Annotated in this window: 9 protein-coding genes; all 9 read left to right on the top strand. The window is 70.2% G+C overall.

The features are described from left to right. Positions 1-406, top strand: a 406-nt coding sequence (locus tag RHOFW104R8_RS08240; protein WP_407071434.1) for a 3-isopropylmalate dehydratase small subunit 2, incomplete at its 5' end; no start/stop codon positions are given. After that, positions 403-1,524 (top strand): 3-isopropylmalate dehydrogenase, encoded by a 1,122-nt coding sequence (leuB, locus tag RHOFW104R8_RS08235; RefSeq protein ID WP_068094460.1) that lies wholly within the window; start codon positions 403-405, stop codon positions 1,522-1,524. The genes RHOFW104R8_RS08240 and leuB, both read left to right, overlap by 4 nt. 270 nt (positions 1,525-1,794) lie before the next feature. After that, entirely contained in the window at positions 1,795-3,501 is a 1,707-nt protein-coding gene (gene ilvD / locus RHOFW104R8_RS08230; protein WP_068094456.1) for a dihydroxy-acid dehydratase, read from the top strand. Further along, a complete protein-coding gene (gene ilvC, locus RHOFW104R8_RS08225) occupies positions 3,498-4,511 on the top strand; it encodes a ketol-acid reductoisomerase (RefSeq protein WP_068094453.1) in 1,014 nt (337 codons plus the stop codon). Before ilvD ends, ilvC begins: the two co-directional genes overlap by 4 nt. A 148-nt stretch (positions 4,512-4,659) precedes the next feature. Next, the gene (ilvB, locus tag RHOFW104R8_RS08220) at positions 4,660-6,516 is read left to right on the top strand and encodes a biosynthetic-type acetolactate synthase large subunit (RefSeq protein WP_068094451.1); all 1,857 of its coding nucleotides are present in this window, start codon (positions 4,660-4,662) and stop codon (positions 6,514-6,516) included. A 56-nt stretch (positions 6,517-6,572) separates the two neighbouring features. Next, on the top strand, positions 6,573-6,821 hold the full coding sequence (ilvN, locus tag RHOFW104R8_RS08215) for an acetolactate synthase small subunit (RefSeq protein WP_068094447.1): 249 nt from the start codon (positions 6,573-6,575) through the stop codon (positions 6,819-6,821). Beyond that, on the top strand, positions 6,818-8,371 hold the full coding sequence (gene ilvA / locus RHOFW104R8_RS08210; RefSeq protein WP_068094445.1) for a threonine ammonia-lyase, biosynthetic: 1,554 nt from the start codon (positions 6,818-6,820) through the stop codon (positions 8,369-8,371). The genes ilvN and ilvA overlap by 4 nt, the downstream gene beginning before the upstream one ends. Before the next feature lie 230 nt (positions 8,372-8,601). Beyond that, the gene (gene ubiA / locus RHOFW104R8_RS08205; RefSeq protein WP_068094441.1) at positions 8,602-9,495 is read left to right on the top strand and encodes a 4-hydroxybenzoate octaprenyltransferase; all 894 of its coding nucleotides are present in this window, start codon (positions 8,602-8,604) and stop codon (positions 9,493-9,495) included. Positions 9,496-9,783: 288 nt separating this feature from the next. Continuing rightward, positions 9,784-12,297, top strand: coding sequence for a TonB-dependent siderophore receptor (locus RHOFW104R8_RS08200; protein ID WP_235604387.1), 2,514 nt, complete (start codon positions 9,784-9,786; stop codon positions 12,295-12,297). Positions 12,298-12,346 lie beyond the last annotated feature (49 nt).

Below are 12,346 nucleotides of genomic sequence, written 5' to 3'. Positions count from 1 at the left end.
CTCCTCGCGCGAGCACGCACCGTGGGCCCTGCTGGACTACGGCATCCAGGCGGTGCTGTGCAGCGAGATCGCGGACATCTTCCGCGGCAACGCGCTGAAGAACGGCCTGCTGGCGATCCAGCTCGAGGAGCTGGAACACCGCTGGCTGCTCAAGCACCCCGGCATCGAGCTGGCGATCGACGTGCGCGGCCAGTTCATCGAATTGCCCGACGGCGGCCGCATCCCGTTCGCCCTGGAACCGTTTGCGCGGCACTGCCTGCTGCACGGCGTCGACCAGCTCGGCTACCTGCTGCAGCACGCCGATCAAATTGATGCGTTCGTCCGTGAACGCGAACGTCAAGAAGCGGCCATCCATGGCCGCACTCTTCAACAAGACCGGCTTCGATCAAACGGAGTAAACGCATGAAAGCTCGCATCGTTACCCTGCCCGGCGATGGCGTCGGCCCCGAGGTCACCGCCGCCGCGGTGGCCGTGTTGAATACCGTAGCCGCGCGCTACGAGCACGCGTTCACGTTCGATGAACAGCTGATCGGCGGCGCCGCGATCGATGCCTGCGGCGAGCCGCTGCCGGCCGCCTCGCTGGCCGCCTGCCAGGCTGCCGACGCCGTGCTGCTGGGCGCCGTGGGCGGCCCGAAGTGGTCCGACCCGAACGCGCCGGTGCGGCCCGAGCAGGGGCTGCTGGCGTTGCGCGCCGCGCTGGGCGTGTACGCCAACCTGCGCCCGTTGCAGGTGCATCCGGCGCTGGCCGGCCTGTCGCCGCTGAAGAACGAGCGGCTGCGCAACGTCGACGTGCTGTTCGTGCGCGAGCTCACCGGCGGCACCTACTTCGGCGCGAAGACGCGCAGCGCCGACGCCGCCACCGACGAGTGCAGGTACACCGTGGCCGAGATCGAGCGCGTGGTGCGCCGCGCGTTCGAGCTGGCGCGCGACCGCCGCCGCCACGTCACTTCGGTCGACAAGGCGAACGTGCTGGAAACCTCGCGGCTGTGGCGCAGCACGGTGCAGCGCATCGCCGCCGACTATCCCGACGTGAAGGTCGAGCACCAGCTGGTCGACTCGATGGCGATGCTGCTGCTGACCCGGCCGAACAGCTACGACGTGGTGGTCACCGAGAACCTGTTCGGCGACATCCTCACCGACGAGGCCGCCGCGCTGGCCGGTTCGCTGGGCCTGCTGCCGTCGGCCTCGCTGGGCCCTTCGGCTTCGCCTACGCTCAGGACAGGCTCGATGGGGCTATACGAGCCGATCCACGGCTCGGCGCCGGACATCGCCGGCCAGGGTGTGGCCAACCCGATCGGCGCGATCCTTTCCGCCGCGCTGCTACTGCGCCATTCGCTGGGCCTGGAGGCCGAAGCGACCGCGGTGGAATCGGCGGTGGAACAAGTATTGCGCTACGGCCCGCACAGCCGCGACATCGGCGGCCAGGCCGGCACCGACGAGGTGCGCGACGCGGTGCTCGATGCGGTCGGCGCCCACGCCGACACCGCCGCCGCGTTCTTCTGCGGAGCGCGCGCATGCGGCTGATGCCATCACCCGGTTTCCCAGGCGGCCACACGGATGTGTCCGCGTTTTCTGCTGCCCCCTGCGCGCATGCGACGCGGATGGTCCCTGCACGCCGCGATGGCGCCGACTCCCTGGCCGTCCCGTCGACCTCCCTCGCGCGCAGGGGGCGCTTCTCTTCAACCGGCGCAGTCGGGGCGGCCTCGGGCCGATCCCTCGCTCCCGGCGCGCCTCGACCGGTTCGGTCGCGGGCACCCGCCCCTCGCCGGGATTTCGTCCTTCGGAGATTCTTTGATGCGCAGTGACCTGATCAAGAGCGGCCCCGACCGCGCCCCCGCCCGCGCGATGCTGCGCGCCACCGGCCTCGACGACGCGGCCATCGCCAGGCCGCTGGTGGCGGTGGTGCACACCTGGTCGAACGTGAGCCCGTGCAACCTCAACCTGCGCGAGCTGGCGGCCGAGGCGGCGGCCGGCATCCGCGCCGCGGGCGGCACGCCGGTCGAGTTCAACACCATCGCGGTCACCGACGGCATCGCGATGGGCACGCCCGGCATGCGCTCGTCGCTGATCAGCCGCGAGGTGATCGCCGACTCGATCGAGCTGGCGGTGGACGGCCACTGCCTCGACGCGATGGTGGTGCTGTGCGGCTGCGACAAGACCATCCCGGCCGCCGCGATGGCGCTAGCGCGGCTGGACATCCCCGGCGTGGCGCTGTACGGCGGCACCATCGCGCACGGCACCCACGACAACCATCCGATCACCATCCAGCAGGTATTTGAGGCGGTCGGCGCGCACGGCGCGGGCAGGATCAGCGACGAGGAACTGACCTCGGTCGAACGCGATGCCTGTCCCGGCGCCGGCGCCTGCGGCGGCCAGTTCACCGCCAACACGATGGCGATGGTGCTCTCCACGCTGGGGCTGTCGCCGCTGGGCTACAACGACATCCCCGCGACCCACCCGGCCAAGGGTGCCGCCGCGTTCCGCTGCGGCGAACTGGTGATGGAATGCCTGCGCGAGAACCGCACGCCACGCGAGCTGATCACGCGCACGTCGATGCGCAATGCCGCGCGCATGGTCGCCGCCACCGCCGGCTCCACCAACGCGGTGCTGCACCTGCTGGCGATCGCCCGCGAAGCCGGCGTCGAATGGACGCTGGAGGATTTCCAGCCGGCCTCGGAACACACCCCGGTGATCGCCGACCTGCTGCCCGGCGGCCGCTACACCGCGGTCGAGCTGTTCGGCGCCGGCGGCAGCGCGCGGGTGGCGCAGGAACTGATCGCCGCCGGCATGCTGGAAGACGCGCCCACCGTCACCGGCCGCACGCTGTTCGAGGAGGTCGCCGCGGCGCCACGCGCGGAAGCGCAGGACGTGGTGCATCCGGTCACGCATCCGCTGAAGCCGCGCGGCGGCTACTCGATCCTGTACGGCAACCTCGCGCCGGAAGGCTGCATCCTCAAGCTCGCCGGCAAGGGCGCCAGCCACTTCGAAGGCCGCGCCCGCGTGTTCGAGGGCGAGGAGCAGGCGTTCGCTGCGGTGCAGGCCGGCGACATCGGCAAGGGCGACGTCATCGTGATCCGCAACGAAGGCCCCGCCGGCGGCCCCGGCATGCGCGAGATGCTCGGCGTCACCGCCGCGCTGATCGGCCGCGGCCTCGGCGACGACGTGGCGCTGATCACCGATGGCCGCTTCTCCGGCGCCACCCACGGCTTCATGGTCGGCCACATCGCGCCGGAAGCCGCGCGCGGCGGGCCGATCGCGCTGCTGCACGAGGGCGACCGCATCCGCATCGATGCCGACACGCGCGAGATCGCCACCGACGCCGACCTCGCCGGTCGTCGCGCCGGCTGGCAACCGCCGGCACCGAAGGTCAGCCGCGGCGCGCTCGCCAAGTACGCGCTGCTGGTCGGCTCCGCCTCCGACGGCGCCACCACCCATCCGCAAACCGCCACATCCACTCCGATCCGCCATCGCGCCACCACCATCGAAGGAGCCACCGCATGAGCAACGCCACCAACCCCCTTGCCACCTCCCGCATCGCCGTACTCGGCTACGGCAGCCAGGGCCGCGCGCACGCGCTCAACCTGCGCGACTCCGGCCTCGACGTGGTGGTCGGCCTGCGCCCGAACGGCCCGACCTGGCACAAGGCGGTGGCCGACGGCTTCAAGGTCGCCGAGCCGGCCGAAGCGGTGAAGGGCGCCGACCTGGTCGCCGTGCTGACCCCGGACATGGTGCAGCCCACCCTGTACAAGGAAGCGATCGAGCCGAACATCAAGCCCGGCGCCGCGCTGCTGTTCGCGCACGGCTTCAACGTGCACTTCGGCCAGATCAAGCCGCGCGCCGACATCGACGTGATCCTGGTCGCGCCGAAGGGCCCCGGCGCGCTGGTGCGCAGCGAGTACGAGCGCGGCCGCGGCGTGCCGTGCATCTGGGCGGTGCATCAGGACGTCAGCGGCCACGCCGAGGCGAAGACCAAGGGCTACGCCGACGGCATTGGCGGCGGCCGCGCGATGATCATCCAGACCGACTTCAAGGAAGAGACCGAGACCGACCTGTTCGGCGAGCAGGCCGTGCTGTGCGGCGGCGCCAGCGAGCTGGTGCTGAAGGGCTTCGAGACCCTGGTCGAGGCCGGCTACCAGCCGGAGATCGCCTACTACGAGGTGATGCACGAGCTGAAGCTGATCGTCGACCTGTTCTACGAGGGCGGCCTGGCGAAGATGCTGCAGTTCGTCTCCGAGACCGCGCAGTACGGCGACTACGTCAGCGGCCCGCGAGTGGTCGACGCCGGCACCAAGGCGCGCATGAAGGAGGTGCTCACCGACATCCAGGACGGCACCTTCGCGCGCAACTGGATCGCCGAGTACCAGGCCGGCCTGCCGAACTACAAGCGCCTGAAGCAGGCCGACCTCGAGCACCCGATCGAGCGGGTCGGTGCCGCGCTGCGCGCGCGGATGCCGTGGTTGCAGCCGACGGCACCGAAGCCCGCTGCCGCGCCGTTGAAGAAGGCCGGCTGACGCTCCCTGTCTCCTCCCCCTGCAATGCAGGGGGAGGTTGGGAGGGGGTGACGCTTTTGACTTTTTACGGGCAAGAGCAACCCATCCTCAACCCTCCCCTGCTGCGTAGGGGAGGGAGCACGACACCGAACTTGTGGGGATTTTCTTTGTGAATGCACAAGCACTGAAAGCCGAGACCACCACCGACCGGCATCCGCTGGCCGGTCAGAGCATGAGCGGCGCCGAAGTGATCGTGCAGGTACTCGCCGACGAAGGCGTGGGCGTGCTGTTCGGCTATTCCGGCGGCGCGATCCTGCCGGTGTACGACGCGGTGTTCCGCCACAACGCCGAACACCCGCGCGCCGATGGTGGCGAGGCGATGCCGCTGGTGGTGCCGGCCAACGAGCAGGGCGCCGGCTTCATGGCGGCCGGCTACGCGCGCGCCTCCGGCAAGGTCGGCGTGGCCATCGTCACCTCCGGCCCCGGCGCCACCAACATGGTCACGCCGGTGCGCGACTCGATGGCCGACTCGATCCCGCTGGTGGTGATCTGCGGCCAGGTGGGCACCGCGGCGATCGGCAGCGACGCGTTCCAGGAGGCGCCGGTCAGCAACATCATGGGCGCCTGCGCCAAGCACGTGTTCCTGGTCACCGACGCCAGCCAGCTGGAAGCGACCGTGCGCACCGCGTTCACCCTGGCCCGCAGCGGCCGCCCCGGTCCGGTGGTGGTGGACGTGCCGAAGGACGTGCAGAACGCCACGCTCGCCTGGCACGGCAGCGGCGAACTGCTGCTGGCCGGCTACCGTGCGCGGCTGCGCGCGGTGGAGCAGTCGGCGCTCGGCGATGCCGACTGTGCCGCCTTCTTCGCCGCGCTGATGCGGGCCGAGCGCCCGCTGATCTACGCCGGCGGCGGCGTGATCGCGGCGGGGGCCTCCGCCGCGCTGCGCGCGTTCGTCGACGCGTTCGGGCTGCCGGTCACCACCACCCTGATGGGCCTGGGCGGCTTCGACAGCACCGACCCGCTGGCGCTGCACCTGCTCGGCATGCACGGCACCGCCTACGCGAACTACGCCGTCGACGATTGCGACTTCGTGCTGGCGCTGGGCGCACGCTTCGACGACCGCGTGGCCGGCGTGCCGGACCGGTTCGCGCCGCGGGCGAAGTTCATCGCCCAGGTCGACATCGACCCGGCCGAGATCGGCAAGGTGAAGGCGGTCGACTGGCACCACGTGGGACCGCTGGTGCGCGCATTGGAACGGCTCACCGCCTGGGGCCGCGCGCACGGCCACCAGCCGCGGCTCGCCGCCTGGCATGCGCACGTGGCGAAGCTGAAGCGCGTGCACGCAATGAACTACGACCGCGCCAGCGCGCTGATCCAGCCGTACGCGGTGATCGAGGCGATCAACCGCCACACGCGCGGCAACGCCATCGTCAGCACCGGCGTCGGCCAGCACCAGATGTGGGCGGCGCAGTACTTCGATTTCCGCGCGCCGCGGCACTGGCTCACCTCCGGCTCGATGGGCACGATGGGCTTCGGCCTGCCCGCGGCGATCGGCGCGCAGTTCGCACACCGCGACAAGCTGGTCATCGACATCGACGGCGACGCCAGCATCCGCATGAACCTCGGCGAGCTGGAAACCGTCACCACCTACGAGCTGCCGGTCAAGGTGGTGGTGCTGAACAACGTCGGCGACGGCATGGTGCGGCAGTGGCAGAAGCTGTACTTCAAGGGCCGTTTCGCGGCATCGGACAAAAGCCTGCACCGCAAGGACTTCGTGCGCGCCGCGCAGGCCGACGGCTTCGCCTGGGCGCAGCGGCTGGAACGCAACGAGGAACTGGAGGCGACCGTCGCCGCCTTCCTCGCCTACCCCGGCCCGGCCTTCCTGGAAGTGATGATCGACCCGGACGCCGGCGTGTACCCGATGGTCGGCCCCGGCGCCAGCTACGCGCAGATGATCACCGGCGATTTCATCCCCTCGCGCGCGGCACCGGCCGCGCCCGGGGACTCGCCTTCCCACATGTTCTGAGCTTTTGACCTTTCCCTTCTCCCGAAGGGAGAGCGACTCGCTACCGGAGCCCCGCCATGAACCACACCCTGTCCATCCTGCTGCAGAACGAAGCCGGCGCGCTGGTGCGCGTGGCCGGGCTGTTTGCCGCGCGCGGCTACAACATCGACACGCTGACCGTGGCGGCCACGCACGACCCGGCCGTCTCGCGGCTCACCCTGAGCCTGCAGTGCGACGAAGCGGCGCTCGGCCAGATCCTGCAGCAGACGCGCAAGCTGGTCGACGTGCTGCAGGTGGCGCACCCGGCCGCCGCACTCGCGGCATGAACGCCGTCGCACCGCTCGCCGACAACGACCGCGGCGGACTGCTGGCGCAGATCCGCGCCGCGCGCGTCTACGAGGTGGCGCACGTATCGGCGCTGGAACCGGCGCCGCTGCTCGGCGAGCGGCTGGGTCGGCCGGTACTGCTGAAGCGCGAGGACCAGCAACCGGTGTTCTCGTTCAAGCTGCGCGGCGCGTACAACCGCATGGTGCAGTTGGACGCGGCGCAGCGCGCGCGCGGCGTGGTCGCCGCCTCCGCCGGCAACCATGCCCAGGGCGTGGCGCTGGCCGCGGCGAAACTGGGCATCCGCGCCACCATCGTGATGCCGGTCACCGCGCCGCAGGTGAAGGTGGACGCGGTGCGGCGCTTCGGCGGGGCGATGGTGGACGTCGTGCTGGCCGGCGATTCCTACAGCGACGCGCAGGCCGCGGCCGCGCGGCTGCAGGCCCAGCGCGGCGCGGTGTTCGTGCATCCGTTCGACGACCCGGCGGTGATCGCCGGCCAGGGCACGGTCGCGCTGGAGATCCTGCGCCAGCATACGGGCCCGCTCGAGGCGGTGTTCGTGCCGGTCGGCGGCGGCGGCCTGCTCGCCGGCGTAGCCGCATGCATCAAGGCGCTGCGCCCCGAGGTGCAGGTGATCGGCGTGCAGGCGGCGGATTCGGACGCGATGGCGCGCTCGCTGGAAACCGGCGAGCGCGTGCAGCTTCCCGAGGTCGGCCTGTTCGCCGACGGCACCGCGGTGAAGCAGGTCGGCGCGCTGACCTTCGCGCTGTGCCGGCAGCACGCGGACGCGATGCTGCGGGTGGACGCCGATGCGATCTGCGCGGCGATCCGCGACATCTACCAGGACACCCGCAGCGTGGCGGAACCCTCCGGCGCGCTGGCGCTGGCCGGCCTGAAGCAGTACGTGGCCGCGCACGGCGGCGGCACGGGCGCGCTGGTGGCGATCGTCTCCGGCGCCAACATGAATTTCGACCGGCTGCGCTTCGTCGCCGAGCGCGCCGAGGTGGGCGAGCAGCGCGAGGCGGTGTTCGCGGTGACCATCCCGGAGGAACGCGGCAGCTTCCGCCGCTTCTGCGCCGCGCTGGGCCGGCACGACATCACCGAGTTCAACTACCGCATCGGCGACGCCCGCTCCGCGCACATCTTCGTGGGCGTGCGGATCGCCAGCCGCGAGGAGCGCGAGGCACTGGCCGCGGCGTTCCGCGCGCAGGCGTTCGACGTGCTCGACCTCACCGACGACGAGCTGGCCAAGCTGCACCTGCGACACATGATCGGCGGCCGTTCGCCGCTGGCGCAGGACGAACGGCTGTACCGCTTCGAATTCCCCGAGCGCCCCGGCGCGCTGACCGACTTCCTCGGCCAGCTGCATCCGGACTGGAACATCAGCCTGTTCCATTACCGCAACCACGGCGCCGACCACGGCCGCATCCTGGTCGGCATCCAGGTACCGGCGGCCGAGCAACCGCTGTTTCGGCGCTTCCTCGCCACGCTCGGCTATCCGCATGTGGATGAGAGCGCGCACCCGGCCTATCGCTTGCTGCTGCGCGAATGAGCGCCACGAGCGGTGCCGCGATCGCCGGAGCGCGGAGCGGATGCCGCTGGCCCCGTCTGCATGAAGTGACCGGTGACGCCATCCGGCCATGGCCGGCACGCTAAACTCGGCGGATGGCTCCCTCTTCCCGCAAACACCAGCGGCGCAGTGCCGCGCCTTCACCCGCCGCCCGGCCACGACCCGCCGCCCGGCCGGCGCGCCCGGCCGACAGCTCGACCCGCGCCACGCGGGTGCTGGGCTGGCTGCTGCAGAAGCTGCCCGCGGGCCAGCGCGAGAAGGCGCTGGATTACCTGGTGCTGACCCGGATGGACCGCCCGATCGGCGCGCTGCTGCTGCTGTGGCCGACCTGGTGGGCGCTGTGGCTGGCCGCCGCCGATTTCCCGTCATGGAAGCTGCTGCTCATCTTCACCCTCGGCGTGTTCGCGATGCGCGCGGCCGGCTGCGCGATCAACGACTACGCCGACCGCAAGCTCGACCCGCAGGTGGCGCGCACCGCCGGCCGCCCGCTCGCCAGCGGGCGGGTGACGCCGCGCGAGGCGCTGCTCGTGTTCGCCGCGCTGCTCGCGTTCGCGTTCGTGCTGGTGCTGTTCACCAACAAGCTGACCCTGCAGCTGTCGTTCGCCGGCGCCGCGCTGGCAGCGATCTACCCGTTCACCAAACGCTGGACCTACCTGCCGCAGGTGGTGCTTGGCGCCGCGTTCGGCTGGTCGGTCCCGATGGCATTCGCCGCGGCGACGAACACGGTACCGCCGCTGGGCTGGCTGCTGTTCATCGGCAATATCCTGTGGTCGGTGGTCTACGATACCGAGTACGCGATGGTCGACCGCGACGACGACCTCAAGGCCGGCGCGAAATCCACCGCGATCCTGTTCGGCGACGCCGACCTGCCGATCCTCGGCATGCTGATGGGCACCTTCCTGCTGGCGATGCTGTTCGTCGGCCAGCGCGCCGCGCTGGGCTGGCCGTACTGGCTGGCGCTGCTGGCCGCCGCCGGCCTGTTCGGCTACCAGCTGTGGCTGATCCGCGGGCGCGCCCGCGACGCCTGCCTCGCCGCGTTTCGCCACAACAACTGGCTGGGACTGGCGATCTGGATCGGCATCGCGCTGGCGCTGGCGTTGCGCTGACCGGCACGTGCCGCCGGCTCTGCATGACGCCGGCGTGCCGGAATGCGCCATTTGGACGTCTAAATTTCAGCCCTGTCATGCCACCAGGCACCTAACTGTCACAGGCCGTCCCTAGGCTGCACGCCCATCAGAGCCTGTGATGGAAGCAGCGCATCCATAGGCAAGGACGCTTCTGCACGAGACAGCTACCGGCGATGCCGCGCCACCGCGGCGGGAAGGCCTCGCCGTCGTTTCGCACGCATTCCCCGCACGGCTCCGCGATTTCCCATCCTCCCCGGAGCATTCAACTTGCGTATTTCCCTCATCAGCCGATCCATCGGCATCGCCCTGCTTGGCAGCCTGGCGCTCGGCGTCGCCCTTTCCGCCCAGGCACAGGACAGCACCGCCACCCCGCCGGACACCGCCACGGCAAGCACCGACAAGGCCAGGAACCTCGACAGCGTGGTGGTCACCGCGCGTTCCGGCGTGGCGACGCGGACCAAGGCCGAGACCAGCTATTCGATCACCACCATCGACGAGGATCGCCTGCGCATGCAGGCGCCGACTTCGGTCACCGAGGCGATGAAATCGGTGCCCGGCTTCTGGGTCGAGGCCTCCGGCGGCGAGGCCAGCGGCAACATCCGCGCACGCGGCATTCCGGTCGACGGCTTCGGCTCGGTCAACCTGCTGGAGGACGGCATCCCGGTGCAGCATGACCCGGCGCTCGGCTACCTCAACGCCGACCAGGCGTTCCGCCTGGACGAGACGATCGAGCGGATCGAGGTGGTGCGCGGCGGCCCGTCGTCGGTGTTCTATTCGAACGCGCCGGCCGGCGCGATCAACTTCATCCCGCGCCGGGTCGGCGACACGCCGGACGGCCTGGTCAAGTACACCGTGGGCGACTACGGGCTGAACCGCGCCGACTTCTGGTACGGCACGCCGGTCGGCAACGGCTGGAAGCTCGGCGTGGGCGGCTTCTACCGCGTCGACGACGGCATCCGCGACCCGGGCTTCCGCGCCAACGACGGCGGCCAGATCCGCCTGAACCTGGCCAGGGATCTCGAACACGGCCGCTTCAGCGTCGACGTCAAGCACATGGACGACAAGGTCGCGCTGTACCTGGGCATCCCGATGCGTACCTATCCGAACGGCAAGATCAAGGCGGTGCCCGGCTTCGACGGCAACTTCGGCACGCTGGCCGGGCCGGAGACCGAGCACGTGCTGATGAAGCAGGGCAACGGCAGCCTGTACAACTTCGACAACAGCGTGGGCACGCACGTGAAGCGCGACCAGCTGACGCTGAAGTTCGACCACGATCTCGGCGCGGACTGGAAGCTGGCCGAATCGATGCGCTACAGCGATACCAAGACCCAGCGCAACGGCATGTTCCCGAATTCGCTGATGGGCGCGAATGCCTTCCTGACCCGGGCGAAGCCGTTCCAGCCGGCTGGTGCGGCCGGCCTGCAGCTGCGCTACGTCGACAACCCCGCGCAGGTGTTCGACAACCAGAACCAGAACGGCAACGGCCTGGTGGTGATCGGCGGCCTGCGCGGCGTGACCATGCCGGTACAGGAATTCATCAACGATACCCGGCTGCTGCGCAAGTTCGACCTCGGTGGCCAGAGCCACGACGTCACGCTGGGTTACTACCACGCGCACTTCAACCAGGACTTCAGCCGCTACTCCTCCACCGCCCTGCTCGACGTGCGCGACAACGCGCGCCTGCTCGACCTGGTCGCGGTGGATGCCTCCGGCCAGCCGCTGGGCACGCTCACCGACCACGGCATCTACCGTTACGGCTACGAGTGGGAAAACGCCAGCGGCAGTTCGTCGACCGATGCGCTCTACCTGTCCGACGAGTGGCAGGCGACCGACGCGCTGCGCATCGACGGCGGCGTGCGCTGGGAGCGCGTGAACACCAAGGGGTGGGTCGAGCAGAAGCAGACCGTGAACCTGGGCACGCTGGCCACCTCGCAGATCCAGACCGGCACCGGCCGCACCGTGTCGTACGACCACAGCTTCAGCAAGCCGGGCTGGACGCTGGGCGCCAACTGGCAGTTCTCCGAACGCTCCGGCGTATTCGCGCGCTGGACCTCGGCGTTCCGCCTGCCGAACCTGAGCAGCTACATCACCAACGCGACCGCCACGCCGATCATCCAGACCATGAAACTGGGCGAGGTGGGCTACAAGTATTCCGACCGCCAGGTCGACCTGTACGCCACCGCGTTCTACACCAAGTACGACAACGTCGGCTTCAGCAACTACGTGTTCAACCCGAACAACAACACCTCGGTCGCGCAGCAGGGTTACGCCAGCACCAAGACCAAGGGCCTGGAGCTGGAAGGCACCTGGTTCCCGACCAGCTGGTTCGACGTGCAGCTCACCGCCACCTGGCAGGACCCGCAGTACGAAGGGCTGCGCTACACCGACAAGGGCAGCACCGGCCCGGTCCTGCGCAACTACACCGGCAACCAGCTGATCCGCGTGCCGAAGCTGAGCTACCGCGTGGTGCCCGGGGTGAACCTGCTCGACGGGCAACTGCGGCTGCAGCTGTCCTACGAACATGAAGGCCAGCGCTTCGTCGACACCGCCAACTCGGTGCGGCTGCCGTCGTACGACGTGCTCGGCGCCAGTGCGCGCTACGACGTGTCGCCCGCGTTTTCCGTGTACCTGTACGCCGACAACCTCACCAACTCGCTGGGCCTGACCGAGGGCAACCCGCGTGCCGGCGAGCTGCAGAGCGCGGACGCCGGGGCGAACACGTTCATCGCGCGGCCGGTGCTGGGCCGTTCGTACCGTGCCGCGGTGATGTACCGCTTCTGACCCCGCGCGGCCGGGCGGCTTGCCGCCCGGCCGCTGCCGGAGTGTCGCC

Origin of the sequence: Rhodanobacter sp. FW104-R8 (assembly GCF_001617365.1) — a bacterium.
Taxonomy (GTDB): Bacteria; Pseudomonadota; Gammaproteobacteria; order Xanthomonadales; family Rhodanobacteraceae; genus Rhodanobacter.
The sequence above is the reverse complement of the archived record's forward strand: the minus strand, read 5'-3'. Positions and strand labels throughout refer to the sequence as shown.

What these genes read in the sequence shown, in the direction of transcription:
- leuB (WP_068094460.1), top strand. Translation starts at nt 403, where the DNA reads ATGAAAGCTCGCATCGTTACCCTGCCCGGCGATGGCGTCGGCCCCGAG.
- ilvD (WP_068094456.1), top strand. Translation starts at nt 1,795, where the DNA reads ATGCGCAGTGACCTGATCAAGAGCGGCCCCGACCGCGCCCCCGCCCGC.
- ilvC (WP_068094453.1), top strand. Translation starts at nt 3,498, where the DNA reads ATGAGCAACGCCACCAACCCCCTTGCCACCTCCCGCATCGCCGTACTC.
- ilvN (WP_068094447.1), top strand. Translation starts at nt 6,573, where the DNA reads ATGAACCACACCCTGTCCATCCTGCTGCAGAACGAAGCCGGCGCGCTG.
- ilvA (WP_068094445.1), top strand. Translation starts at nt 6,818, where the DNA reads ATGAACGCCGTCGCACCGCTCGCCGACAACGACCGCGGCGGACTGCTG.